Source organism: Streptomyces sp. CA-181903 (assembly GCF_050937075.1).
GTDB lineage: Bacteria > Actinomycetota > Actinomycetes > Streptomycetales > Streptomycetaceae > Streptomyces.
Window position 1 is genome coordinate 7,272,281 of the sequence record NZ_JBNJLY010000001.1, and the last position, 25,675, is coordinate 7,297,955.

General features: G+C 74.8%; 19 protein-coding genes and 1 pseudogene. 13 read left to right on the forward strand and 7 right to left on the reverse strand.

The genetic code is table 11. The features are described 5' to 3' along the window. Nucleotides 1–170: 170 nt before the first annotated feature. From ACQEVS_RS32245 to ACQEVS_RS32260, 4 genes and pseudogenes are all read left to right on the forward strand, one after another. Nucleotides 171–839 (forward strand): flavodoxin family protein, encoded by a 669-nt coding sequence (locus tag ACQEVS_RS32245; protein WP_433026844.1) that lies wholly within the window; start codon nucleotides 171–173, stop codon nucleotides 837–839. 53 nt (nucleotides 840–892) lie between these two features. Next, nucleotides 893–1,669: a VOC family protein gene (locus ACQEVS_RS32250; protein ID WP_433026847.1), complete on the forward strand. Its 777-nt coding sequence runs from the start codon at nucleotides 893–895 to the stop codon at nucleotides 1,667–1,669. A gap of 458 nt (nucleotides 1,670–2,127) precedes the next feature. After that, nucleotides 2,128–3,378, forward strand: coding sequence for a 3-deoxy-7-phosphoheptulonate synthase (locus ACQEVS_RS32255; protein WP_433026852.1), 1,251 nt, complete (start codon nucleotides 2,128–2,130; stop codon nucleotides 3,376–3,378). Beyond that, nucleotides 3,375–5,278: pseudogene (locus tag ACQEVS_RS32260) on the forward strand (anthranilate synthase family protein). The gene ACQEVS_RS32255 and the pseudogene ACQEVS_RS32260 overlap by 4 nt, the downstream one beginning before the upstream one ends. A gap of 237 nt (nucleotides 5,279–5,515) precedes the next feature. Here the strand turns inward: ACQEVS_RS32260 and ACQEVS_RS32265 are convergent. From ACQEVS_RS32265 to ACQEVS_RS32275, 3 genes are all read right to left on the reverse strand, one after another. Then, complete coding sequence (locus ACQEVS_RS32265; RefSeq protein WP_433026855.1) at nucleotides 5,516–6,484, reverse strand: zinc-binding dehydrogenase; 969 nt, start codon at nucleotides 6,482–6,484, stop codon at nucleotides 5,516–5,518. A 44-nt stretch (nucleotides 6,485–6,528) separates the two neighbouring features. Next, complete coding sequence (gene argF / locus ACQEVS_RS32270) at nucleotides 6,529–7,521, reverse strand: ornithine carbamoyltransferase (RefSeq protein ID WP_433026858.1); 993 nt, start codon at nucleotides 7,519–7,521, stop codon at nucleotides 6,529–6,531. Nucleotides 7,522–7,715: 194 nt separating this feature from the next. Then, a complete protein-coding gene (locus ACQEVS_RS32275) occupies nucleotides 7,716–8,534 on the reverse strand; it encodes a LysR family substrate-binding domain-containing protein (RefSeq protein ID WP_433026861.1) in 819 nt (272 codons plus the stop codon). 53 nt (nucleotides 8,535–8,587) lie between these two features. Here ACQEVS_RS32275 and ACQEVS_RS32280 point away from each other — a divergent pair, with 53 nt between their 5' ends. Both ACQEVS_RS32280 and ACQEVS_RS32285 read left to right on the forward strand, forming a co-directional pair. Beyond that, nucleotides 8,588–8,989, forward strand: coding sequence for a DUF5997 family protein (locus tag ACQEVS_RS32280; protein ID WP_433026863.1), 402 nt, complete (start codon nucleotides 8,588–8,590; stop codon nucleotides 8,987–8,989). A gap of 337 nt (nucleotides 8,990–9,326) precedes the next feature. Next, nucleotides 9,327–10,427: a mechanosensitive ion channel family protein gene (locus ACQEVS_RS32285; RefSeq protein WP_433026866.1), complete on the forward strand. Its 1,101-nt coding sequence runs from the start codon at nucleotides 9,327–9,329 to the stop codon at nucleotides 10,425–10,427. 275 nt (nucleotides 10,428–10,702) lie between these two features. On the opposite strand, the gene ACQEVS_RS32290 is transcribed toward ACQEVS_RS32285, so the two are convergent. Continuing rightward, nucleotides 10,703–13,117, reverse strand: coding sequence for a chitinase C-terminal domain-containing protein (locus tag ACQEVS_RS32290; RefSeq protein WP_433028135.1), 2,415 nt, complete (start codon nucleotides 13,115–13,117; stop codon nucleotides 10,703–10,705). 516 nt (nucleotides 13,118–13,633) lie between these two features. Here ACQEVS_RS32290 and ACQEVS_RS32295 point away from each other — a divergent pair. Both ACQEVS_RS32295 and ACQEVS_RS32300 read left to right on the forward strand, forming a co-directional pair. Further along, on the forward strand, nucleotides 13,634–13,924 hold the full coding sequence (locus ACQEVS_RS32295; RefSeq protein ID WP_223771563.1) for a GlsB/YeaQ/YmgE family stress response membrane protein: 291 nt from the start codon (nucleotides 13,634–13,636) through the stop codon (nucleotides 13,922–13,924). A gap of 638 nt (nucleotides 13,925–14,562) precedes the next feature. Then, entirely contained in the window at nucleotides 14,563–15,687 is a 1,125-nt protein-coding gene (locus ACQEVS_RS32300; RefSeq protein WP_433026870.1) for a PP2C family protein-serine/threonine phosphatase, read from the forward strand. A gap of 52 nt (nucleotides 15,688–15,739) precedes the next feature. Here the strand turns inward: ACQEVS_RS32300 and ACQEVS_RS32305 are convergent, their stop codons facing one another. Further along, nucleotides 15,740–17,833, reverse strand: coding sequence for a CASTOR/POLLUX-related putative ion channel (locus ACQEVS_RS32305; RefSeq protein WP_433026873.1), 2,094 nt, complete (start codon nucleotides 17,831–17,833; stop codon nucleotides 15,740–15,742). Nucleotides 17,834–18,146: 313 nt separating this feature from the next. Between ACQEVS_RS32305 and ACQEVS_RS32310 the strand changes: the two genes are divergently transcribed. Both ACQEVS_RS32310 and ACQEVS_RS32315 read left to right on the forward strand, forming a co-directional pair. Beyond that, on the forward strand, nucleotides 18,147–19,766 hold the full coding sequence (locus ACQEVS_RS32310; RefSeq protein WP_433026876.1) for an amidase family protein: 1,620 nt from the start codon (nucleotides 18,147–18,149) through the stop codon (nucleotides 19,764–19,766). A gap of 34 nt (nucleotides 19,767–19,800) precedes the next feature. Beyond that, complete coding sequence (locus ACQEVS_RS32315; protein WP_433026879.1) at nucleotides 19,801–20,790, forward strand: DNA-binding protein; 990 nt, start codon at nucleotides 19,801–19,803, stop codon at nucleotides 20,788–20,790. Nucleotides 20,791–20,837: 47 nt separating this feature from the next. Here the strand turns inward: ACQEVS_RS32315 and ACQEVS_RS32320 are convergent, their stop codons facing one another. Then, nucleotides 20,838–21,251, reverse strand: a complete 414-nt coding sequence (locus ACQEVS_RS32320) for an ArsR/SmtB family transcription factor (protein WP_433026882.1) — start codon at nucleotides 21,249–21,251, stop codon at nucleotides 20,838–20,840. A 162-nt stretch (nucleotides 21,252–21,413) separates the two neighbouring features. Here ACQEVS_RS32320 and ACQEVS_RS32325 point away from each other — a divergent pair, with 162 nt between their 5' ends. Then, the gene (locus ACQEVS_RS32325; protein WP_433026885.1) at nucleotides 21,414–22,868 is read left to right on the forward strand and encodes an MFS transporter; all 1,455 of its coding nucleotides are present in this window, start codon (nucleotides 21,414–21,416) and stop codon (nucleotides 22,866–22,868) included. Nucleotides 22,869–22,989: 121 nt separating this feature from the next. On the opposite strand, the gene ACQEVS_RS32330 is transcribed toward ACQEVS_RS32325, so the two are convergent. Beyond that, complete coding sequence (locus ACQEVS_RS32330; RefSeq protein ID WP_433026888.1) at nucleotides 22,990–24,294, reverse strand: serine hydrolase domain-containing protein; 1,305 nt, start codon at nucleotides 24,292–24,294, stop codon at nucleotides 22,990–22,992. A 216-nt stretch (nucleotides 24,295–24,510) separates the two neighbouring features. Here ACQEVS_RS32330 and ACQEVS_RS32335 point away from each other — a divergent pair, with 216 nt between their 5' ends. Both ACQEVS_RS32335 and ACQEVS_RS32340 read left to right on the forward strand, forming a co-directional pair. Further along, nucleotides 24,511–24,657, forward strand: coding sequence for a hypothetical protein (locus ACQEVS_RS32335; protein WP_433026892.1), 147 nt, complete (start codon nucleotides 24,511–24,513; stop codon nucleotides 24,655–24,657). A 318-nt stretch (nucleotides 24,658–24,975) separates the two neighbouring features. Continuing rightward, complete coding sequence (locus tag ACQEVS_RS32340) at nucleotides 24,976–25,509, forward strand: hypothetical protein (RefSeq protein WP_433026894.1); 534 nt, start codon at nucleotides 24,976–24,978, stop codon at nucleotides 25,507–25,509. Nucleotides 25,510–25,675 lie beyond the last annotated feature (166 nt).

Consider the following 25,675-nt stretch of genomic DNA (forward strand, 5'->3'; position numbering starts at 1 on the left):
CGCCGCCACGGCCGTCCGCCGACCTGACAGATCGGGCGGCCGGGCGGTGGGCGGCGGCACCGCCCGGGCGGCACGATGGATTCCGCGCCGTCCGCGGCCCGCTCCCACCGGGGTCCCACCGGGCGGCCCCACACCGCCGTCACGGCGCCGGTCCACGAGGAGCGAACCTCTTGACCACCATCACCATCCTCTTCCACTCCCGCAGCGGGAACACCTATCAGCTCGTCGAAAAGGCCGCGGAGACCGCGGCCTCGGCGGGCGCCGACGTGCGCGTCCGCAAGGTCGCCGAACTCCCCGACCCCATGATCCTCGACAGGAAGGCCTACCAGGAGCTGGCCGAGGCCACCGCCGACGTCCCCGAGGCGACCCTCGACGACCTCCTCTGGGCCGACGCCATCATGATCGGCACCCCGGTCCACTACGGCCTGCCCGCCCCGCAGATCCTCCACTTCATCGACCACACGGGGCCCGTCGCCATCCCCGGCCGGCTGATGGACAAGGCCGTCTCCGCCTTCGCCTCCGGATCCATGCCGCACGCCGGCCAGCAGGCGGCCATCCTCGCCCTGCACAACGCGATCTGCCACTGGGGCGCCGTCATCGTGCCCAACGGCTCGGCCGCCGCCGTCCTCCACCGCCCCGGCAACGGCGCCCCCTACGGCACCGGCACCATCTCCCGCCACGAGCCGCGCAACGTCACCGACGACAACCTCGGCGCCATCGAGTACCAGACCCTGCGCACCCTCCAGATCGCCGGGGCCCTGCGCCGCGGCCTGGAACCGGAACCGCGCATCACCATGGTCAGCGACGAACGCCTCCGGACCTTCGGCCTCGACATCTGAACCTGATCGCCGCCCTGACGCGCCCGGCGCGGGCGGGACCACGAGGAGCCGGCATGACACCGCGCGACACGCCCTGGCCGCACGGGACGCCGTGCTGGGTGGAGATCCGCGTCGACGACCCCGTCGCAACCGCCGCGTTCTACCGGGGGCTGTTCGGCTGGGAACTCCACGACCAGGGCGCGGAGTTCGACCACTACCTCACCGCCGCCCTCGACGGCCGGCCGGTCGCCGACATCGGCCCCCGCCGCACCGCCGCTCCCGGCAACCCCGACGGCTGGCTGGTCTGCCTCGCCGCCCGCGACGCCGACACCGCGGCCCGGCGGGTCACCCGGCACGGCGGCACCCTGCCGGTGCCCGTCCAAGTGATCGGCTCGCACGGCAGGTTCGCCGTCGCCGCCGACCCCACCGGCGCGGCCTTCGGGATCTGGGAGGAAGGCGACTACTTCGGGGCCCGGATCGGCGGCGTGCCCGGGGCGGCGGTGTGGCACCAGTGCGTCACCCCGGAACCGTCCACCGCCACCGCCTTCCACACCGCGGTCTTCGGCCGCCCCTGGACCCGGGACGGCGACGGCGTCCACCGCACGCTCCTCGACCCCGACGGCCACGCGGTGGCCGGCGCCGGACCGGCCGAGGACGCGTTCCCGGAGCCCGGCCCGGCGCACTGGGAGGTCACGTTCGGCGTCACCACGCTGGACGGCGCGCTCGCCCGCGTCAGCGAACTGGGCGGGTCCGTCGTCGCCGGGCCCTCCGCCGCGGCGCGAGGAGCGACCGCCCTGGTGGCCGACCCGCTGGGGAACCGGTTCCGCGTGGCGGAGGTCCCGAGGGGCTGACTCGGTGGCTGAACTGTCGCGCTGGTCGCGCATGTCGGGATGCCGGGATGGCGGCGCGCCGCCGCCGGACGTCCTCCGCCGAGCCGGTCAGCGCCGCCGGCCGGTCCGGAATGCTTCGCCCGCCGGGCCGGCCCGGACGGGCCGTCTGCCGGCCGGACGGAACCGCCGGCCGGCCCGAACGCGTCGCCGCCGGCCCGGATGTGCCGCCCGCCCGCCGGTCCGGACACGCCGCCGGTCCGGGCCGCCGCCCGGCGGGGCCCTACCGCCCGGCGCGGCCCCGCCGCCCGCGGCAGGCGATCCGGCCCCGACCGGCAGCTGACAGACTCCGCCCGACCTGACGAACCGGCCCCGCCGCCGCTGGGTGCGCCCCCACGGCCGGTCCAGGCTGGAGAGGTGCATCCCTTCCCTCCACCCGCCCCGCCGCCCACGAACCGGCCGGCCCGACCGACGGAGCCGGCGTGACCGGTGAACCACTGCTCTCCCTGCCCCTGGACACCGCCCGCCAGCAGCCGCGGTGGGACGACCCCGACCAGGTCCGGCGCGTCCGCGAGACCCTGGCCGGACGGCCGGGGCTGGTCGCCGAGGACGGCGTGCGCGCCCTCCACGCCCGGCTGGCGCGCGTCGCCGCCGGCGAGGCCGAGGTGGTCCAGGCGGGCGACTGCGCCGAGGACCCCGACGAGTGCACGGCCGCCCACGTGGCCCGCAAGACCGCCGTCCTCGACCTGCTCGCCGGAGCCGTGAAACTGGCCGGCGGCCGGCCGGTCCTGCGCGTGGGCCGCATCGCGGGCCAGTTCGCCAAGCCGCGCTCCCGGCCGACCGAACGCGTCGGCGGGCTCGTCCTGCCCGTCTACCGCGGCCACATCGTCAACGGCCCGGCCCCCACCCCCGAGGAACGCCGCCCCGACCCCCTGCGCCTGGTCACCGCCTACATGGCGGCCGTCGACATCACGAGTCACCTCGGCCACCCCGGCCGGGACGACCCCACCAGGATCGAACAGCCCGTGTTCACCAGCCACGAGGCGCTGCTGCTCGACTACGAACTGCCCTTGCTGCGCCGGACCGGGGACGGCGGACTGCTGCTGTCCTCGACGCACTGGCCCTGGATCGGGGAGCGCACCCGGCAGGCGGACGGCCCGCACATACGGCTGCTGGCCGAGGTGGTCAACCCGGTGGCGGTCAAGATCGGTCCGGACATCGGCACCGGCGAACTCCTCGCGCTCTGCCGGGCGTTGGACCCCGAGCGCCGGCCCGGGCGGCTGACGCTGATCGTACGGATGGGTGCCGAGCTCGTGGCCGGGCGGCTGCCCGCCCTGGTCCGCGCGGTCCGCGCCGCCGGCCACCCGGTCGTCTGGCTCACCGACCCCATGCACGGCAACACCGTGATCACCCCGCGGGGGCACAAGACCCGGTACGTCCGTACGCTCCAGCGCGAGATCCGCGCCTTCCGGGCCGTACTGGCCGAGGCCGGTGCCTTCCCGGGCGGCGTCCACCTGGAGACCACCCCCGACCGCGTCACCGAGTGCGTACGCGACGCGCGGGAGGCCGACCGCGCCGGCGAGGTCTCCACCACCCTCTGCGACCCCCGGCTCACACCGGAACAGGCGCTGGAGGTCCTGACCGCCTGGGGCGAACCGGCCCCGTCCGTCCCGCCGGCGAGGGCGGCCGGAGCGGCACCGCCGCACCCGGCGGTGGAAGGGCGGCCGTCATGACGGACGGCGCCGCGCTCCTCGACCGCGTCCTGGCCCCCGACCCGCCGCCCTTCGCCCTCCTCTACCGCCCCGCCACCACCGGCGGAGACCGGATCGACGTCCTGACCGGCACCCTCACCACCCCCGGCGCGTCGCCGACCTCCCGCTGCCCGCCACCGCCCACGGCCCGGCCGGCGCCGACGTCCTCGCCGTCCTGCCCTACCGGCAACTGGCCGAACGCGGCCTGGCCGCCCCCGACGACGGCACGCCCCTGCTCGCCCTCACCGTGCGCGAACAGGCCGCCATCGGACGCCGCGCCCTCCTCGCCCGCGTCCCGGACGCACCACCGCGCCTGACGGGCGGGCACTTCGACCTCGACGACGACGCCTACGCGCGGCTCGTCCGCACCCTCGTGAACGAGGAGATCGCCGCCGGCGCCGGCGCCAACTTCGTCCTCAAACGCCGCTTCCTCGCCGACGTCACCGACTGGTCCCCGGCCACCGCCACCGCCTTCTTCCGCCGCCTGCTGGTCTGCGAGTCGGGCGTCCACTGGACGTTCCTCGTCCACACGCCCGGCCGCACCCTGGTCGGCGCCAGCCCCGAACGCCACGTCACCCTGCACGCCGGGACCGCCGTGATGAACCCCATCAGCGGCACCTACCGCCACCCCGGCACCGGACCCACTCTCGCCGGCGTCCTGGACTTCCTGGCCGACCCCAAGGAGACCTACGAGCTGTTCATGGTCCTCGACGAGGAACTGAAGATGATGGCGGCCGTCTGCGACCGCGGGATCCGGGTCCGCGGCCCCTTCCTGAAGGAGATGGCCCGCCTCGCCCACACCGAATACCTCATCGAGGGCCGCACCGACCGCGACGTCCGCGACATCCTGCGCGCCACCCTGTTCGCCCCCACCGTCACCGGCAGCCCGCTGGAGAGCGCCGCCCGCGTCATCAGCCGCCACGAACCGCACGGCCGCGGCTACTACAGCGGCGTGATCGCCCTCATCGGCCGCGACGGCCACGGCGGCCGCACCCTGGACTCGGCCATCCTCATCCGCACCGCCGACGTCGACCCGCGCGGCCGACTGGCCATCGGCGTGGGCGCCACCGTCGTCCGCGACTCCGACCCGGCGGCCGAGGCCGCCGAGACCCGGGCCAAGGCCCGCGGCCTGCTCGCGGCCCCACCGCCCGGCGACGCGACCACCCTGGCCCGGCACCCCGCCGTCCGCTCCGCCCTCCGCGCCCGGAACGCCGGCCTCGCCCGCTTCTGGCTCCACGGCCCCGGCCAAGTCCCCCGGGACGGCGGCTTCCTGGCGGGCCGCCGGATCCTGGTGATCGACGCCGAGGACGGCTTCACCGCGATGATCGCGCACCAACTGCGCGCCGAGGGCGCCCTGGTGACCGTCCGCCGCCACGACCACCCGGCCCGTCTCCCGGACCTCACCGGTCACGACCTCGTCGTCACCGGACCCGGCCCCGGCGACCCCCGCGACCTCGCCGACGCCCGGATCGCCCGCCTCCACCGGCTGACCGGCCGCCTCCTCGCGGCCCGCCGGCCCTTCCTGGCCGTCTGCCTCAGCCACCAGATCCTCGGCCACCGCCTGGGACTCGTCCCGCGCCGCCGCCCCGCGCCGCACCAAGGCGTACGGAAGGAGATCGACCTCTTCGGCCGCCGCGAGCACGTCGGCTTCTACAACAGCTACGCCCTCCACAGCCCCGCCGGCCGGCTGGACCTCCCGGGCACCGGCCGGGTGGACGTCTGCCGGGACCCCGCCACGGGCGAGGTACACGCCCTGCGCGGCCCGCACTTCGCCGGCGTACAGTTCCACGCCGAGTCCGTCCTCACCCCGGGCGGCCTGCGCGTCCTCCGACCACTGCTCACCCGCCTGTTCGAGGCGCCACGGCACTCCCTCCGCCCGTGAGAGGGCTCGTACCTCACCGGGCGTTCGGAACCACTCGCACACCACTGGACGTTCAGCGTTTCCGGCACCGTGCTGGACGTTGAACGCCACCGGCTCCTCACCGGACGTTCAGCACCACCGGCACCACGCTGGACGTTCAGCACCACCGGCACCGCATTGGACGTTCAGCACGACCGGCACCTCACCGGGCGCCCAGCACCACCGGCACCTCACCGGGCGCCCAGCACCACCGGCACCTCACCCGACGTCCAGCACCACCCGGCGGCCGCGCAGCCGGCCCGACTCCAGCATCCGGTGCGCCTCGGCGGTCGCGCTCAACGGCATCCCGACGACCTCCCGGGGGCGCAACCGGCCGGCGGACAGCACGGCGTTCACACACTCGGCCGCCGCCGCGAGTTCGGCCACCGTGGCGTTGGTGATGGCGAAGCCCACGACCGAGCGGTCCGCCACGTAGAGCGGCCCGACGGGCAGCACCGGCCGGCTCGCCAGACCCGCCAGCAACACCAGCCGGCCGCGCGGCGCCAGCGTCTCCACCGCGGCGGGCACGTCGTTGGCCCCCGCCGCGTCGGCGTACACGTCGACGCCGCCGGGGCACGCCCGCGCCAGCCCGCCGGCCGCCGCCTCCGCCCGGTCCAGCACCACTTCGGCGCCCAGCGCGCGGCAGCGGGCCGCGTCGGCGGCCCGGGCGACGGCCACGACCCGCGCCCCCGTCGCGGCGGCCACGGCCACCATCGCCGACCCGACGTTGCCCGCCGCGCCCACCACCGCCACCGTCCGTCCCGGCCGCAGCCCGCCGTGCGTGACCAGGCCCAGGTAGGCTGTGGCCACCGGATGCAGCAGCGTCACCGCGAGCCGCGGGTCCACCCCGGGCGGCAGCTGGTGGAGCCGCTCGGCGGGCACCGCCGCCAGCTCCGCCGCCGCGCCCTGCCGGCCGCCGTGGCCCATGCTGTCGCACCACACCGGGGTGCCCGCCGGGAACCGGGCGGTGCCCGGGCCCGCCACCCGGCCGACCAGGTCGCGGCCGACCACGAAGGGGAACTCCACCGGCGTGCGCACGGCGCCGGAGCGGACGAAGGTGTCCACATGGTTGGCGGTCGTCGCCGTCACCTCCACCAGCACCTCGCCCGGGCGGGGGCGCGGCGCGGGCAGCTCTCCGAAGCGGATGGCCTCCGCCGGCCCGAACTCCTCGATGTACGCGGCGTCCATGCGGCCATTCTGGCCGTCCCGGCCCGGCCCTGTCCCTTCTCCGGTCAAGCCGTCCGCAGGCGGGCCGCGGTGATCAGGGTGTGGAGCACCGCCTGGGCGGTGGGGAGGCGGTTGGCGGCCTGCTGCCAGGCCAGGCAGCGCGGGCCGTCCAGGACGTCCGAGGTGATCTCCTCGCCGCGGACGGCGGGCAGGCAGTGCAGCACCACCGCGTCGCCGGGCGCGTGGGCCAGGAGCCGGTCGTCCACCCGGTAGCGGGCCAGGCGCCGGCGGCGCTCGTCGGCCTCGTCGCGCCGGTCCATGGGCACCCACACCTCGGCGTAGACGGCGTGCGCGCCCCGGACGGCGTCCTCCGGGTCCTCGGTCACGGAGACGGACCCGCCCGTGCGCCGCATCGTCTCGCGAGCCTCGGCCAGCAGGGCGGGGTCCGTCCCGTACGCGGCGGGACGGGCGATGGTCAGGTGCATGCCGGTGGCGGCGCAGGCGGAGAGGAAGGAGTTGCAGGTGTTGCTCCCGCCGTCGCCGACAAAGGCGGCCCGCAGCCCCTTCAGCGTCCCGAAGTGCTCCCGCAGGGCGAGCAGGTCGGCGAGGGACTGACACGGGTGGTGGCTGTTGCTCAGCGCGTTGACGACCGGCACCACGGACACCTCGGCCATCCGCTCCACCACGCGGTGCTCGAAGGTGCGCACGGCGACGGCGTCGAGGTACGACGAGAGGACCCGGGCCGTGTCGGCGACGGTCTCGCCGTGGCCGAGCTGGAGCTCGTCCCGGTTCAGCACGACGGCGGCCATGCCGAGCCGCTGGGCGGCGGCGACCAGCGACACCCGCGTCCGCGTGGACGGCTTCTCGAAGACGCACCCGACGGCCCCGCCCCGCAGGCTGTCCGCCCACCCCAGCGGCTCCCGCTTCATGGCCTCCGCCCGGTCCAGCAGGGTCCGCAGGACGCCCGGGTCCAGGTCGCCGACCCGCAGCAGGTGGTCCGGGACCCGGCTGTCCGGCGTGGAAGCTTCTCGGCGGGCCGCCGGGGACGGTCGGGTCATCGCACGCCTCCGGGTCGGGGTCCGCCGACGGGGGTCGGCCGCCGGGCTCTGCCCCGAGTCTCGCCCGGGGGCGGGGGACCGGCACCCCGCCCGTGCCGCGCGGGTGAACCTTCGGGGGCGCCTCGGACGCGGGCCCTTTCGGACGGGCCTTTCCGGACGGGCCCTTTCGGTCGGGGCCTTTCGGACGGAGGCGGTCAGCGGCCCCCGCGCCGCCGGCCGCCGGCGGAACGCTGCGCTCCACCCTTACCGGCGCCCTTGGCGGTGTTCTTCCCGACGCCCTTCTTGTTGCCCTGTCCGGTGGTCTTCTTGCCGCCCTGCCCGGTGGCCTTCCGGGGCGCGCCGCCGCCCTTCCGGCCGGCGGCCCCCGCCCCGGCCGTCCGGCGCTCCTGGGCCGCGGGGAGCTTGGGCCCGCGCGTGCTGTTGGCGGTACGGCCGCGGACGACGCCGATGAAGTGCTCGACGAGCTCCGTGGTCCGCTCCTCGGGCCACGACAGGGCTACCCGCGACTGCGGGGCGTCGGTCAGCGGCCGGTAGGTGAGGTCCTTGCGGTGGTGCAGCCGGGCGAGGGACTGCGGGACGACGAGGACGCCGATGCCGGCCGCGACCAGCTCGACGGCGTCCGCGGTCGTGGCGGGCCGCTCCAGCGCGGGCCGCCCCGGGAGCCGCTCCCAGCCCAGGGCGTCGTCCAGCGGGTGCAGGACGATGTCGTCGGCGAGGTCGGCGACCGTCGCCTCGTCCACCGCCGTCAGGAGGTGGTCCTTGGGGACGATCACCACGGTGGTCTCGGTGTACAGCGGGATGGCGCTGAGGTCCGTCCCGTCCACCGGGAGCCGGAGCAGCGCGGCGTCGGCGCCGCCGGCGCGGAGCACGCCGGGCGCCTCGTGCGGGGGCACCGACAGCAGGGTCAGCGGCACCTCGGGCAGGCGGTCGTTCCAGATACGCACCCATTTGTCGGGTGTCACTCCCGGGACGTAGGCGAGCCGGAACGTGGGGGAGTCTTGCGAGCCTGTCACCCGCCCAGGTTACCGGTCACGGAGCGTGCCGATCGCCCCGTACCCTTGGTCGCATGACCACGCACAAAACCGCCCAGACGATGAAGCCCGCGACCGCGGCGAAGAAGCTGGGGGTGTACCTGGAAGCCACCCCCGCCTCGTTCCGGGAGGGTGTGGTCTCCCGCCAGGAGCTGAACGCGCTCCAGGCCGACCCGCCGGAGTGGCTGCGGGACCTGCGGCGCGACGGGCCGCACCCCCGGCCGGTGGTCGCCGCGAAGCTCGGCGTCTCCATCGCGGGCCTCGCCCGGGGCGGCGTCACCGAGGCGCTCACCACGGAGCAGATCGAGGCGCTGAAGCAGGAGCGGCCCGAGTGGCTGGAGCGCGAGCGCGCCACGCAGGCCGAGGTCCGCAAGGAGGCGCAGCGGATCAAGGAGCGGGACGCCCAGCGGGCCGCCGCCGAGTCCGCCGGCTCCTGACCTCTTCCTCCTCTCCGCACTTCCGCAGGCCCGGCCCGGGACCCCTCCCGGGCCGGGCCCGCCGTCTTTCGGGCCGCCTTCCGGCCCGCCCTTCCGGAATCCGGCCGAATCGGCGCGTCCGGTTTGATGGCTTGTCGTCGGCTATGCCCTGACGGCCGGTCAGGACCTGTCCCGGCCGTGGTGCAGGATGGCGTTTTGTGCCGGGTCGTGTCTGTGTCCTGGCGCTTTGGCGATCGTTTCGGACAGGTAGGTAGGACGAAGTGACGGTTGGCTGTGGCGGACTGCCGGTGGCGCGGGGCGCCGCCGGCGCATGGTCCGGGAACCGCGGAGGGCACCGGTGACCGGGGATCTGACGTTGCACGACGCGATCACCGCGGGCATCGCGGTGGTCGCCGGGCTGCTGGCGGCCGGGCTGCTGCGGGTGATCCTGCGGTGGCTCGGCGAACGGGCCCTGCGGACGCGCTGGATCGGTGACGACATCATCGTCGACATCCTGCGCACCCTCGCCCCCTGCGCGGCGGTGGCCGCCGGTGTGGCGGCGGGCGCCGCGGCCCTGCCGCTGAACCACCAGGTGGGACACACCGTCAACCAGACGCTGGTGGCGGTGGTGATGCTCAGCGCCACCTTCACCGCGGCGCGGGTGATCAGCGGCCTGGTCCGGACGGTGACGCAGTCCCGCTCCGGAGTGGCCGGCCAGGCCACGATATTCGTCAACATCACGCGCATCACGGTCCTGGCGATGGGCTTCCTGGTCGTCCTGGAGACCCTCGGCATCTCGATAGCACCGCTGCTCACCGCCCTCGGCGTCGGCGGTCTGGCCATCGCCCTGGCCATGCGGGACACGCTGGCCAACCTCTTCGCCGGTGTGCACATCCTGGTCTCCAAGACGGTCCAGCCCGGCGACTACATCCGGCTCAGCAGCGGTGAGGAGGGCTATGTCGTCGACATCAACTGGCGCAACACCGTCGTCGAGCAGCTCTCCAACAACCTGGTCATCATCCCCAACGCCCGCCTGGCCGGGACCAACATGACCAACTTCAGCCGGCCCGAGCAGCCGCTGACCGTCACCGTGCAGGTGGGCGTCGGCTACGACAGCGACCTGGAGCACGTGGAAAAGGTCACCAAGGAGGTCGTCGCGAGCGTGATGCGGGACGTCGACGGGGCCGTGCCCGACCACGAACCGGCCGTCCGCTTCCACACCTTCGGCGACACCCGGATCGGTTTCACCGTGATCCTGGGGGTCGGCGAGTACAGCGACAAGTACCGCATCAAGCACGAGTTCATCAAGCGCCTGCACCAGCGCTACCGCGCCGAGGGCATCCGCATCCCGGCGCCCGCGCGCACGGTCACCCTCCAGGGAGGCGAGAGCGATCCGCTGATCCCGCACCCGCGCACCTCGTCCGAGGGCGTGGCGGGCCGGACGGCGTCCCGGCCCTAGCCGCCTTCTTGTCGAGCCCTGTCGGCGCTGTACACGGTCACGACGCGGCCGGCGTCGTGTTGCGCGCCGCGTCCGACGGCTCGGGGCCACCGAGGGGCGCGCGTCGCGCTGGGGAGCCGCCGGGCACGCGGTCCCGACGGCGGAACCACAGGATCGACCACAGGATTCGGCGCCTGGGGCTTGCGGGCGGCGGCCGAACGCCCCCCGGCGGTGGGGCGACGCGCCGGGGGACGGGATCAGCGGTATCGGCGACGGGGCGAGCTACGACGCCTGGGTCAGCAGGCGCCGAGGTCCTGCCAGACGCCCCACTCGCCGGTGGTGCCGGGCTCGTCGCCCTGCGTCCACCACTTGGCCTTCCAGGAATGCGTCTTCCAGGAGACGGTCGCACCGCCGTTGTAGACCGCTCCCTTGTCCCACGTCGGCGCGGTGCAGGTGCCGCCCGTCGGGGTCGCGGTCGGGCTCGGGCCGCCGGTGGGGCCGCCGGTGGGCGTGGCCGTCGGGCTGGTTGTCGGGGTGGGGGAGGGGCCGCCCGGGTCGGTGACGGTCGTGCCGCGCGTCAGGTCGCCGGCCAGGGCCCAGGTCTTCCCGCCGAAGCTCACGGTCCAGTTGGACGGCGTGGACGTCGGCAGGTAGTAGACGAGGTCGAGCACGGCGGTGCCGCCGGGCGCGAGCGGCTGCGAGGCCGGGAGCTTCACGGACGCCCGGTTGTAGTCACCCTTGAGGCCGCCGATGTTGTTGGGGGCCGTGTGGTCGCTGCGGATGACGTTCAGCCCCCACCCGGACTGGTCCCGGGCGTTCCCCGGCGCCGAGTTGGCGTAGTCGAATTGGAACTCCGTGCCGCCCGGGAGCGTGGTCTTCGTCCGGTTGGTGATGCGGACCTTGGGGTTGATGGGGTAGTTGCTGTCGCCGAGGGGGAAGTCGGTGAAGGCGACGTCGACGTCGAGGGCCTGGTCGGGCAGGGCGGTCGTCGCGCGCCGGGCGCCGTACGCGGGGGCGGACTTGAACGCGTCGTTCATGACGGTCGTCAGGGTGTCGCCCGGCTCGTACTGGCCCTTGGCGGCGTTCCACCCGTAGTCGCCCGCCAGCTCCCAGATCATGGTGCCGCCGAGGCCCTTGTCCACCACGTACTGCGCCTTGGCCTTGACGGACTGCTCGTCCTCCGTGGAGAGGAACACCTTCTTGTCGGCGTTCCACAGCCAGGGCGCGGTCAGGGTCGCGTCGTACTTGCGGGCGTAGGTGCCGGTGGGCTTGGTGCCGGCCGGGAAGCCGTACTTCGTCAGGTAGTCCCCGGCGATGCCCTTCTCCAGGTTCTTGGCGTGCCACATGGGGTTGGAGCCGGCCGGCGACTCCTTGCCGTCGTCGTCCTTGTCGTGCCACAGGTTGTCGATGCCGACGGCGCCGTCACCGCAGGAGGTGAGCCCCGAACCCGCCGGGCAGGTCGTCGCCTTGGCCGTGCCCCACAGGCCGTCGGTGCCGCCCGTGACGTTCTTCCAGCCACGCGTGTAGTACGGCAGCCCGAGGTTGATCCGGCCGGGCGGCAGCGCGCCGCGGAAGTAGTGGTACGCCCAGTCGGCGTTGAGGTAGCCGATGCCGCCGTACTGCGGGGTGGTGTAGACGCCCCACTTGGCGAGTTCGGCGTCCTTGCCGTCGTCGTACAGCGCGGCGTTGGGGCCGACGAACTCGTTCCAGGCGCCGTGCAGGTCGTAGGACATGATGTTGACGTAGTCCAGGTACTTGGTGCTCTGGTACGTCTCCATGCCGCGCAGCAGGTAGCCGGAGGAGGGAGCGGCGACGGAGAGCAGGTAGTGCCGGCCGTCGGCCGTCCCGGCCCGGTCGAGGCGCTCGCGGAGGGTCTTCATCAGCGCCGCGTAGCCCTTGTTGAGGCCGCCGCGCCGGGCGTTGGCCAGAGGCCAGTCCTTGGGATGTCCGGCGTCCTTCATGGACGTCGGGTACTCGTAGTCGATGTCGACGCCGTTGAAGCCGTACTTCCGGACGAACGCGACCGCGGAGTCGGCGAAGGTGTCGATGCCCTGCTGGTTGACCGAGCCGTCCGCGTTGGTCGCCGTCTTGTAGAAGCCGCCCGAGTCGACCCGCTTGCCGTTCTCGTCGATGTACCCGCCGGTCTCGGCCCAGCCGCCGACGGATATCAGGGTCTTCACCTGCGGGTGCTGCTTCTTGAACTTGTTCAGCAGGTTGAAGTGGCCCTTGTAGGGGAGGTCCGGGTCCATCTCCGCGCCCTTGACGCCCGGCCAGGTCATTCCGGTGGCCGGGTTGTCGGCGCCGTCCGCCCCGACGGAGATCCGGTCGTCCGGGCCGACGTGCGCGAAGGCGTAGTTGAGGTGGGTGACCTTGTCCCAGGGGATGTCGGAGGCCAGGTAGGCGGGGGTGCCGTCCTTGCCGGTGCGCCAGCCGGTGAAGTAGCCGATGACGCGGCGCTGGTGGTCCGGGCCCAACTTCTCGCGGCCCGCGGTGTCGTAGACGGTGCAATAGGGGACGTCGACGCCCGGCGTCGTGTACAGGCCGTCGGGGCGGCAGGCTGCGTGGTCCTCGGCGGCGGAGGAGGATCCCGTCTGCACCGTGGCGGCCAGCAGTCCGGCCAGGGCCGCGCCCGCGGCCGCGACGGCGGCACCGCGGCGCGCGCGGGTGCCGGTAGGGGATCCGCCCCGGGGTCTGCCCAGGGATTTTCCCATGGGGAGCAGGTCTCGGAACAACACGATCGGTCCTCCAGTGGGGGGCTCGTGGAGCGGGTGGGGGTGCCGTGCCGTGGCCCGGGGTGTGCGCGCACCGGCAGGCCGTACTCCTCGGAGGTGTGGCAGAGGCTAAGAGGACTAGACCAGTGCGTCAATAGGTTCGGACCAACGCATCGGCGGGGGGCCGAACGAGGACGGCCTCTTGTGCCGTTGCGCGCCCGATGTCCGTACGCGCCCGATGTCCGTACGCGCCCGATGCCCGTACGCACCCGGCGCCGATGTGCGGGCGGCGCCGGTGCGTCCGGGGACGTCGCCGCGCCGGGCGCGGGAGGCGGCCCCTTCGGACCGGAGAACTCGGGTCTCCGCAGGAGAAACGAGTCGGGTTGCGTCGGAGTCCGGCTGCGCGTTCCGTTGAGAGATGGGACCGGCTGTGCCGACGACTCGGCAGGCGAACAGTGTTTGCGGGCGAATCGGCAGGTTAAGCGCCATGCAGCACCGACCAAGGAGGGACACATCATGGGAATTCTCGCGTGGGTCGTCATCGGTCTGCTGGCCGGAGCCATCGCCAAGGCCCTGATGCCGGGCAAGGATCCCGGCGGTGTGCTGGTGACCATGCTGATCGGTGTCGTCGGCGGCCTGCTGGGCGGCTTCCTCGGCAAGGTGATCTTCGGCGTGGAGTCGATCAACGGCTTCTTCCACCTGTCCACGTGGATCGCCGCGATCGTCGGTTCCGTCATCATCCTGGCGCTGTACCGAGTCTTCGCCGGCCGCAGCGGGCATGGGCACGGCCGCCACTCGCACGCTTGACCCGAGCGTGAACCCGGGGGTGCCCGGGACGCCGTGGGGCCAGGCGCGTGAGTGAGTGCGCGAGTGCGTGCGACTGCCGCGCGACGGCCCGGCGGATCCTGTCGGACGCTGTCGGATGAGGTCCGCGTGCCCTGACGGATGAGGTCCCCGTGAGGCTCGGACTGCGAGGTCCGGCGTGAGGGACCGGCGTGCGAGACCCGGCCCCCGGCCGGGCCGGCAGCCGACGATCGGCGTCGGCCCGGCCCGGCCCCACGCTCCGGGCCGGGTCCCGGGACACCGGCGGACCGGGTCCGTACGGCACCCCGCCGGCGGCGCCCGAAACGCGGCCGAAGCGGGGCCCGATGCCCCCGGCACCACCGACATCCGACACCGAGATCCGACAGCGACATCCGGACGAGGGAGGCGCTCCGTCCGCCGGCCACCGAGGCCGGGCGGGCGGGGCGCCTCCCTCTGTCGTGCGCCCGACGGCGGGTGCCTGACTGGCGGCCCCCGACGGGCGCGGGGATGCTGGGACGGAGCGACAGCACGAGGAAAGCGGACATCAGGCAGAGCAGACATCAGGCGAAGCCGGCACGACGCGAAGCAGGCACGACGCAGGGCAGACACGACGCAGGGCAGGCACGAGCGGGAGCAGGCGGGTGAGGGCACCGAACGCGCGGCGCGGCACGACCGCCGGACGCGGGCGCCCCGTACGCCCGCCGTTCCTGCCGCTGCTGCCGCTCCTGCTGCTCGTCGCCGGCGCCCTCCTCGACTACGTGACGTCCCCGTACTTCAGCGCGGAGGCCTTCTACACCGCCGCGCCCATGACGGCCGCCGCGCTGCTGTCCCTGCGCGCCACCCTCCTCGCCGGGCTGGGCGCGTGCCTGGCCGACGCGGCGCTGCTGCACCACTTCGGCTTCCTGGGGGACTCGGGCGGCCGCAGTGAGCTGGCGGCGGTCGCCACCGTCTCGGCCCTCGCCGTCCTCGTCAACCGCCTGATGTACCTCAGCGACGTTCGCCTCGCCTCGGCGCGCCGCATCGCCCTCGCCGTCCAGCGGGCCGTGCTTCCGCAGCTCCCGCCTTCGATCGGCTGCCTGCGCATCGCGGTGTGCTACCGGTCGGCGGTGGGGGACGCCGAGATCGGCGGCGACCTGTACGGCGTGCAGGACTCGCCGTACGGGGTGCGGTGTGTGATCGGCGACGTGCGCGGCAAGGGCCTGGAGGCGGTCAAGGCGGTGGACGTGGCGCTCGGCGCCTTCCGCGAAGGCGCCGAGGACGCCCCCGACCTGCCAGGTCTCGCGGCCCGGCTGGAACGCGCCCTGCGCCGCGAGGCGAACGGCCGCAGCGGACCGGAGCGGGCCGAGGGGTTCGTCACCGGCGTACTGGCCGAGTTTCCGCCCGAACGCGCCGAACTGCGCCTCGTCAACCGGGGCCACCCGCCCCCGCTCCTGCTGTCCGGCGGCACGGTACGGGCCCTGGAACCGTGCGAACCGGCCCTCCCGCTGGCCCTGGCCGACCTCGGCGCCGGCCCGGACCGCGTCGACACGGTGCCGTTTCCGCCGGGCGCGACCCTGCTCCTGTACACCGACGGCCTCACCGAGGCGCGCGACCGGGACGGCGTCTTCTACGACCCTGAACCCGCCCTGGCGGGGCGTCACTTCGCGGGACCCGACGCGCTGCTGGAGGCGGTACTCGCCGACGTGACCCGGCACACCTGCGGCCGCATCACCGACGACATGGCCCTGCTCGCCCTCACCCGGGACGGGAACGGCCCCGAGGCGTGAGGGCCACCCCGCGCACCGAACCGGCCCCCTCAGCCGTCCTCCGTACCTCCCCTCAGCCGTCGTCCTCCGTACCTCCCAACCGGACCGTTGCGACGACGACGACCTCGTCCCGCTCGGCCCACCGCCGTGAGGTCTCCTTGTGCGGGTTGATCCACACCCCGTAGCGCGGGCCGTGGGCGGCGCCGGCGTGGTCGCGGTAGCCGATGGCGCACTCGCCGTGCCGCCGGGCGGCCTCGACCACCGTGGCGTAGGAGGCCGTGCCGCCGGCCCGAACATAGCGGGAGGCCGGGCGGAGAAGGATCTCGCTGCCGCCGGCGGAGAACAACTCGTGAAAGACGGCGACCAGATGGCGGTTCTGCGAGATCTGGGACATCAGCAGCCCGATGAGCTTGCCGCTGACGATGAAGTCGGCCCCCGGGCTGACCGGGGCCAGGGCCCGGTTGCGGTCGTCGGTCATCTCGGTGACCACCGGCAGCTCCCGCCCGGACGCCGCCTCCAGCGCGCGCAGCAACAGCAGCGTCACCAGCGTGCGGTCGTCCGGCTCCTCCGCGGCGCCGCCCGGGCCGGGCACGGGGTCGGAGCCGAGGACGATCACGCTGTCGTACGACGCGGCGTCCACCGCGTCGACCGTCTCCCGGTCGGCGGGGTCGCCGGGCCGCAGGACGACGGACAGGGCGGTCCCGGCGTCGCCGTCGGCGGCGCGCACGGCGGCGGCCGTCGCGGGCGCCGCCTCGGCGACGACGTCCACGACGGAACCCGGGGCCGTGTACCGGCGCAGCCGGCCCACGATGAGCGGGGCCCGCCGGTTCCAGCCCAGCAGGAGCACCCGTTCCGGGCGCCGCCGTTCCCGCGGGACGTCCGCGACGATCACCGCCTCGTCGACGGCCGGCGGCCGGTCCGCCAGGACGGCGGTGTCGTCGTCCTCGGTGACGACCACGATCCGGTCCGCCACGCCGATCACCGTTTCCGACGGCGGGTTGAGCGCGAGGGCGCCGTCGGCGTGGACCAGGCCCACGGCGGACGACGTCGCGTACGCCAGGAGCGCCTCTCCGAAGGTCCGTCCCGCCAGGGCCGGTTCGCGGACGGTGTAGAACTCGTCGCCCGCGAAGTCCAGGAGCTCCTGGTAGACGAGGGACAGACCGGGCCGGCGGGCGGACTGGACGATGAGCCGGGCGGTGATGTCGTCGGTCTCCAGGACCACGCCGCCGTCCCCGGCGGCCAGGGAGGCGGCGAGCCGGTACCGGGCGTCGCGCACGGCCGCCACGACCCAGGCGCCCGTCCCGTGCGCATCGCCGCCGCCGCTCTCCGCCGCGTAGCCGCCGCCGCCGCTCTCCGCCGCGCCGCCGACCCCTCCGCCGTCCGCCGCGTTGCCGTCCCCGCCGTCCCCGCCATCCTCCGGGCCCGGGTGGGCTCCCGTCCCGGTGCCGTCCGGCCCGTACGTGGTGCGGGCCGCCGCCCGCAGCGCCAGCAGGGTCTTGACCACCTCGGCATCCCCCGAGGGCCCGTCCCGCGGCAGGACGAGGACTGCGCGGGCGGTGTGCGGGCTCACCCGGGGCAAGACGGCCGGATCGGTGGTGGAGCCGCTGCGGCAGATGAGCCGGGTGCCGCCGGTCGGGCCGACCTTGGTGTGCAGCGCCTCCTCCATGGCCGTCTTGTCCCGGTCGGCCAGGACGGCGACGGCCGCCCGCCGCTGGTTGGCGTTGGCGGTGACCAGCTCCGCCACCACGGTGAACACCTGCTCGGACCAGCCGAGCACCACCACATGGCCGTCCTCCAGCACCGTCGAGCGGCCCCGGCGCAGGGCCGCCATCCGCTCGTTGACCCCGGCGGTGATCAGACCCACGAGGGCGGAGACGTAGATCAGGGCGACCAGGGCCAGGATCACCGACAGCAGCACCTGCGCCGGCGGCCCCACCAGCCCGCCCAGCCGCAGGGTGTCGCCCGCCTGGTGCCAGACCCGGGCCAGCTTCCCCGGGAGGGACGCGGGAGCGTCCCGCGCCGTCCACACCATCAGCGCGCTGACCGGGACGACCACGGCCAGACAGACGAGGACGAGCCAGCCGATGAGGGCGGAGGCCCCCCGCGCCAACGTGTTGTCGAACCAGTAACCCGCCCGTTTCACCCACCGCAAGCGCCGCCGCGCCATGACCGCCCCCTCGCTGCCCGGCCGTCGCCCGCCCGGCCCGGCCTCCCCCACGCACACCGCCGCCCCGGGCTCGCTGAAGCCCGATCACGTGATTACAGCGTGACAGGGTTAGGCCAGAAGAACGGACGTGCGCATGCTTTTTCACTCCTTCGGGGGGGCGCGTCCGCGGCCCGCCCCGCCGCCCGCGGAAGCGCCCCCGCCGCCCGCCGGAACACCCGCCCGCCGGAACACCCGCCCGCCGGAACACCCGCGCGGCGGACGGGCGCCGCGGCCCCCTTGCGCCCGCCCGCGGACATGCAGTGCGCTGGCCCCCATGAAGAGAAGCGAGTGGAACACGAGACGAACGGGGCGACGTTCGGCCACCGCCCTGGTCACCGTCCTGGCCACGGCTGCCCTGACGGCCGGAGAGGCGTACCCGGCCGCCGGGCCCCCGGCACCCTCTCCGGCCCCCGCCCACCGCCCGTCGGCGCCGGCACCCCGGCCGGAACCGTCCGGACCGCCGGGCATCGACCTCGACACCGCCACCATCCCCCGGCTGCAGGCCCGCATGGCCGACGGCTCCCTGACCTCGTCCGCGCTGACCCGCGCCTACCTGCGGCGGATCGCCGCCGTCGACCCCAGGATCAACGCGGTGCTGCGCACCGACCCGACCGCCTTACGCCAGGCGGAGGCCAGCGACGCCAGGCACCGGCGCGGCGCCCAGCGCGGCCCCCTGGACGGGATCCCCGTCCTGCTCAAGGACAACATCGACACCCGCGACCTGCCGACCACGGCCGGATCGGCCGCCCTCGCCGGGAAGCCGCCCCGGGCCGACGCCCCGCTGGTGACCCGGCTGCGGGCGGCGGGCGCCGTGATCCTGGGCAAGACGAACCTCTCCGAGTGGGCCAACTTCCGCGCCGACAAACCGACGTCGGGCTGGTCGGCGGTGGGCGGCCAGACGCACAATCCCTACGTCCTGGACCGCAACCCGTGCGGCTCGTCCTCCGGTTCGGCCGCCGCGCTCGCCGCCTCGCTGGCCCAGGTGGCGATCGGCACCGAGACGGACGGCTCCATCGTCTGCCCGGCCGGGATGAACGGAGTGGTCGGCCACAAGCCCAGCCTGGGCCTGGTCGACCAGGCCGGCGTGGTCCCCATCTCCGCCGAGCAGGACACCGCGGGGCCCCTGGCGCGCAACGTCACCGACGCCGCGCTCACCCTCTCCGTCCTCACCGGTGCCCCGACGTCCCCCGCGGAGAGCCGTCCCGCGACCCTGCGCGGCAAGCGCATCGGTCTGTGGCGCCTGCCCGGGCTCGGCATCGGCGTGGACGCCCTGATGACCCGCACGGCCCGGACCCTGCGGGCCGCCGGCGCCGACGTCGTCGAGGTGACGCCGCCGTACCAGCGACGCCTCGCGGAACTCGAATACCCCGCGCTGCTCAGCGAGTTCCACCGGGACATCGACGCCTACCTCGCCACCCGCGACGGCCCCCGCGACCTCGCCGCGCTGAACGAGTTCACCCGGACCCACCCCGCCGAGCTGACCTGCTTCACCGGCCGCGAACTCTTCGAACGCGCCCTCACCGCCCCCGCCGCGGGCAGCCCCGAGCACCGGGCGGTCCGCGCCGAGCTCAAGGACCTCGCCCGCCGGTCCATCGACGAGACCCTGGCCGCCCACCGGCTGGACGCCCTCGCCGCCCCGGCCAACCCGCCCGCCTGGACGACGGACTGCGCCCGCGGCGACAACGACGTCATCCCCTCCTCCACCCCCGCCGCCGTGGCCGGCTACCCCTCCCTGGCGCTGCCGGCCGGATTCGTCGGCGAACTCCCCGTCGGCCTCCTGCTGACGGCCGGCGACCGCCAGGACGCCCGCCTGCTGTCCCTGGGCGCCGCCGTCGAACACCGGCTGCCCGCCCGGCGCGCGCCGCGCTACCTCCCGACGACGGGTTCCCCGTAAGTCCCGGCGCCGCACCGCCCGTTACGATCACCGGATGCGCAGCGATCCCGCGGACCGGAACGACCCCGACCTCGTCGCGGCGGTCCGGTCCGCCGCCGGCCGGCTGGTCGCGATCGACGCCGCGCGGGGCGCCATGGCCGCGCTGCCCGCGCTGCGCACGGCGGCGCGGCGCTTCCCCGACCCCTTCGCCGGGAGCGCCGCGCACCGGTGGGACGGGGACCGGCTCGCGGCCCTGGCCGAGCTGTACGAGGTGATGGGCTGGGTCCTCTTCGACGCCGGCCGCCCCCGGCATGCGTGGCGGGCCAACCGCCGGGCGCTGGCCCTCGCGCGCCTCTCCGGCGACCGGTGGACGGAACGGCTGGTGCTGCTGAACGACAGCATGCTGATGAGCCACCTGGGACGGCCGCGCGCCGCCCTGGAGGACGCCGCCCGGGTGCCCGGCGCGCGGCGGCTGCCCGCCCTGGTCGACAGCCTCGTCCTGATCCGCCGGGCGCACGCGGTCGCCGCGCTGGGCGGGGAGCGCGAGGCGGTCCGGCTGGTCTCCCGCGCGGAAAGCCGCTTCCTGGACGGCGCCTCGGCGTACGACCCGCCGTGGGCCTGGTGGATCGACCACGACGAAGTGCTGGGCCACCGCGGCTGGGTCATGGCCCGGCTCGGCCGCTGGGACGAGGCGCTCCCCCTCCTGCACCGGGCCTCCACCGCCCCCGGCCCGTCCTACCGGCGGCTGTTCACGGCACACCTGCTGGCGGCCCTCGTCCGGGCCGGCGCGTGGCGCGAGGCGGAACGGCTCGCCGACGACCTCGCGCCCCGCGCCGCCGGGATCGGCTCGGCCCGGACGCTCGGCACCCTCCGCGCCACCGCTACGGCCCTGCTGCGCGGGGACGGCAAGCCCCGGCCGCACTGCGCGAGGCGGCCGGCCGGCTGCGGGAGGCGCTGCCCGCGGCCGTCGTACGAACTCCCGGCGGGCCGTAGCGAAGAGCGGGCCCGCAGCGCGGAGCCGGCCGTAGCGCAGTGCGGGCCGTAACGCGGAGCAGCCGTACCGCGGAGCGGTCCGTAGCGTACGGAGGCGCGCTACCGCTCCTCGTCGTCCTCGCGCAGGACCAGGGCGAGCAGCCCGGGGAAGCGGGCGTCGAACTCCGGGCGGCGCAGCCGGTTGAGCCGCTTCGGCCCGGCGTCCCGCTGCTCCAGCAGCCCCGCCTCGCGCAGCACGGTGAAGTGCCGGCTCAGCGTCGCCTTCGTCACCGGCACGTCGAAGCTGCCGCAGGGGCGCACCCAGTCCCCGGCCGCCGCCAACTCCCGTACCAGCGTGCGTCGTACGGGGTCGGCGAGCGCGAGGAGCGCCGCCTCCAGCGAGACCTCCGCCGGGTCGGTGTGGACGGGCGCGGCGCGGTGGTGCGCCGCCCGTGCCCCTTCGGACTCCCGTGTCCCTTCGGGCTCCCGCGTCCGTTCCGACTCCGGTGCCCGCGATGGCGTCTCTGCCGACATGATCCGTTCTCCGTTCTCCTGTATGCCTCAGCGGATTGCGGAGTGTTCGACGTTGTGCGTACACTCCTGATTGTTCGCCTCTCGACGAACACTCTAGCCGGGGCGCCGCATTCCGTGGCCCCCACCCAGCTCCGCCGCTTGTTCCGAGGCAAGGAGAAGACCATGACACCCACCCAGCCCGCGTCCGGCAGCCGACCGGACCGTCCCGCACTCACGCTCCTCGCCGCCTGCCTGGGCTTCGTCGTCGTCATCCTCGACGTCAGCATCGTCAACGTGGCCACGAAGGCGCTCGCCGGCGACTTCGGCGGCAGCATCTCCGGCCTCGAATGGGTGATCAACGGCTACACCCTCACCTTCGCCGCCTTCCTCCTCACCGCCGGCGCCATGGGCGACCGCTTCCACCCCGGCCGGATCTTCGTGGGCGGCTTCGGTCTCTTCGCCGCCGCCTCGCTGGCCTGCGGCGCCGCCCCCTCGCTCGGGGTGCTGATCGCGGCCAGGATCGTGCAGGGCGTGGGCGCCGCGATGATCGTGCCGTCCTCCCTGTCCCTCGTGAACGCCGGCTTCCCCGACCCCACCCGGCGCGCCCGCGCCATCAGCCTGTGGGCCGCCGCCGGCGGCCTCGCCCTCGCGCTCGGCCCGGTGATCGGCGGCCTGCTGGTGGACGCGCTCGGCTGGCGGTCCGTCTTCTACGTCAACGTGCCCCTCGCCGCCGTCGGCATCCTCCTCGCCCGGGCCGACGCCCGCCCCGCCCCCGCCCGCACCACGGCCCGGCGCTCCCTCGACCTGCCCGGCCAGGTGCTCGCCGTCGTCAGCCTGGGCGCCCTCACCGCCGCCACCGTGGAGGCCAACTCCCGCGGCTGGGCCTCGACGGCCGTGCTCGGCTGCGCCGCGGTCTTCGTCGTCGCGCTGGCCGCCTTCGTCACGGTGGAGCGGCGCGGCACCGACCCGATGCTGCCGCCGCGGCTGTTCGGGAACCGGACGTTCACCGCCACCACGCTCGTCGGCGCCCTGCTCAACTTCGCCTTCTACGGCCTCATCTTCGTCTTCAGCATCTTCTTCCAGGAGGCGTGGGGATACTCGCCCAGCGTCGCCGGCCTGGCCTTCCTGCCCATGACCGCCGCCATCATGGCCGCCAACCTGGCCTCCGGCCCGCTGGTCCGACGCCTCGGCGCCCGCGTGGTGCTGGTCCTGGGCAGCGCCCTCGCCGCCCTCGGTTACCTGACCGCCGCCCCCGCCGTCGGCTCGCACTCCTACGCCGCCGTCGTCGCCCAGTTCCTCGTCGCCGGTCTCGGCCTCGGCCTGGCCGTGCCGGCCATGACCAACGCGATGCTCGGCGCGGCCGACCCGGCCCACGCGGGCATCGCCTCCGGGGTGCTCAACGCCTCCCGCCAGATCGGGGGACTGCTCGGCGTGGCCGTGATGGGCCTGCTCGTCGGCGACGGCACCTCCGGGCAGCTCGTCCCCGGACTGCGCGCCGCGCTGCTCTGGGCCGGGGGAGCCCTCGCCGTCGCGGCGCTCCTCAGCGCGGTGGGCGTCCGCGCCACCGCCCGGGCCGCGACCCCGGCCGCCGCCCCCGCCGACACACACCGCGCGCCGGCCCCGTCCCCCGTCCGCTGACGCCCGCCGGCCCACGGCGGCCGGTACACCGATGCCACGCACCGCCCCGAGCCACGGCTCGCGGGCGGTGCGGCGTTTGACGCGGCGGCCGGTTCCGTTCGGGGAGCCCGGACCGTCCGGCTCAGAGACGCGTGTCGTCCACGACCGGCACCCGGGGCGCGGCCGGCCGCTCCCGGCCCCCGGGGCCGTTCGCGCGCGGCGCCACGCCGGTCTTCCCGGCAGGCTTCGCGGGCCCGCAGAAGGCGGGTTCGAGGGTGTTCATCAACCCCTGCGTCACCGCGCCGTTGTTGGACGCGTTGGCGAAGACCACGACCGTCCGCCGGCCGTCGCGGGTGGCGAAGGACTGCGTCTGGTACCCCTGCACGATGCCGCCGTGCCCGTACACCTTGCCGCAGGACAGGGCGATCTCCCGCAGCCCCAGCCCGTAGCCGGTCCCGGCCGTCGTGGTGGGCAGCGCGCTCGTCATCAGCCGCACCGACGCGTCGGAGACCAGGCCGCCGGAGTCGCCGGCCAGGACGGCCGTCAGGAAGCGGTCCATGTCGTGCGCGGAGGAGACGACCGCGCCCGCGCTCCAGATCCACGAACCGTTCTGCTCGGTCGAGTCCAGCAGCGGCCGGGAGCGGTCGTCGTTGGTCAGGTAGCCCGTGATGTGCGGCCCGGCGATGCCCTTCTCCGGCACGACGAACGAGGTGCGGCTCAGCCCCAGCGGCTCGATGACCTGCTCGCGCAGCGACTCCGCGTACGGCCGGCCGGTCACGTGCTCCACCGCCATGCCCAGCAGCACGTAATCGGTGTTGGAGTACGCGTACCGGCTCCCCGGCGGGTACTGCACACCGTGCCGGACCGACATCGCCACCAGGTCGGCCGGCCGGTAGACGGTGTCGCGGATCCGCTTCTCGAATGCCTCCGTCGTCTCCTCGCCCGGCTGTTCCAGCAGGTCGTTGGTGTGGTCGTAGATGCCCGCCCGGTGCTGCATGACCTGCCGGACGGTCATGTCCCATCCCTCCGGCAGCGTGCCGGACGGCAGGTAGTCGCGCAGCCGCCCGTCCAGGTCGACGCGGCCCTGCTCCACCAGGCGCATCAACAGGACGGAGGTGAACATCTTGGTGTTGCTGCCGACCCGGAAACGCCAGTCGGCGTTCATCGGGGTGCCGTCCAGGTCCGCCTTGCCGACCGCGACGGAGCTGTCGCCTCCGTTGCCACCGCGCTCGTGGATCACCGCGAACGCGCCGGGTGCGCCCGCGCCGAGGGTGCGCTCCAGCGCGGCCCGCACCCCCGCGATGTCCGGCCCCGCGGGCGCCGGCGGGGCGGCGACCGCGCCGGTCGCGTCGAGCGCCGCCAGCACGGCGGCGCTCAACGCCACCGCCGCCGCGCGCCGCAATCCCGCCCGCGTCGCTCCGGCTGTCTTCGTCGTGGTTCTCGCCATACGGAATTCCCCTGCCCCGCTTGCTTCGTACCCCACCCGGACCGCCGAACGGCCCGGGTCGGGACGGACGTCATCTGGCGCTGATCGTAACCACGGCCCCGGCGCCGGACGTCGTGACCAGCGCGGACGCACCCCGTCATCCGGGAGGTGCGGGCCCGGCCGGCGCCGCCCGGGACATACCAGGCCCCGCCGTCCGCCTCAAGTGAGCTGACGGTCATGAAGGTCCGCATCGTGCCGGACGCCGCCGCGCGCAGCGGCGTCGACGTGGGCGCGGACACCGGCGCGGCCGCCGGCTTCCACTCCGCCGCCGAACTCGGCCGGTGCTCCGTGCCGTTGCTCCCTTCGCACGCGGGAGGGCGGTGAGCGGAGCGCGGTCGCCGGCCGCCTTCCCCGCGGCCCTTCGCGCGGCGGCCGGAGCCGCCATCGTGGACGCGGCCCCGTGGGCGGATGGCCGAATACCACGCCCACCCCTGCTCGCGCATGTGTTCGAGTGGGGTGACGTACTTCTCACATCGCCGTCGGACCTGATGACATTCCCGCCCCGCTCCGGTGTCCTTACGGCCGACGACAGCCCTGATATGGGCATGACGAGGGGATCGGTGGGAAATGGACAGGCAATTCCGGCCATGGTGGAGCCTGCGGCGTCTCGCTTCCAGGACGCCGGCAGCCGACCGGACGACCGTGCGCGGCAGGATCGCCGCCGCCGTGGCCGCGGTCGCGCTGCTCGTGGCCGGCCTCACCGGCGTGACGGCGGGCGAGGCCGCCGCCAGGGACGGCAGATGGTCCTGCTCCGGGGCCCCCGTCCCGGACGGCTGGGTCATCACCGGCTACGACCGCAACGGCTGCCAGGGCCAGGGCGCCTGGTACCAGCAGCCCGTCAAGGACGGCATCTGGACGTGCTCGGGCTCGCCGATCGTCTCCGGCTACGTCATCACCAACTACGACCGCAACGGCTGCACCGGCATCGGCGCCTGGTACCACCAGCTCGCCCAGAACGGCCGCTGGACCTGCGCCGGATCCCCGATCCCGGGCGGCTACGTCACCACGAACTACAACCGCACCGGCTGCAACGGCATCGGATCCTGGTACCAGGAACAGATCCACAACCGCATGTGGGCCTGCTCCGGCTCCCCCATCCCGCCGGGATACCGCAACACCACCTTCTCCTCGACCGGTTGCAACGGCGTCGGGGCGTGGTTCATGGTGCGCACCTGAGTGCCCGCCACCCGACAGGCGCGTGTCTGAGCGACCTCCGACAGGCACACGCCTGAGAGGAGCCCGACAGGCGCACGCCTGAGTGACACCCGACAGGCGCGCACCACACCGGAACGCGCCCTGGGCCGGCTCATCCCGAACGGGGGCGGGCCGGCCCTTCTCGCGA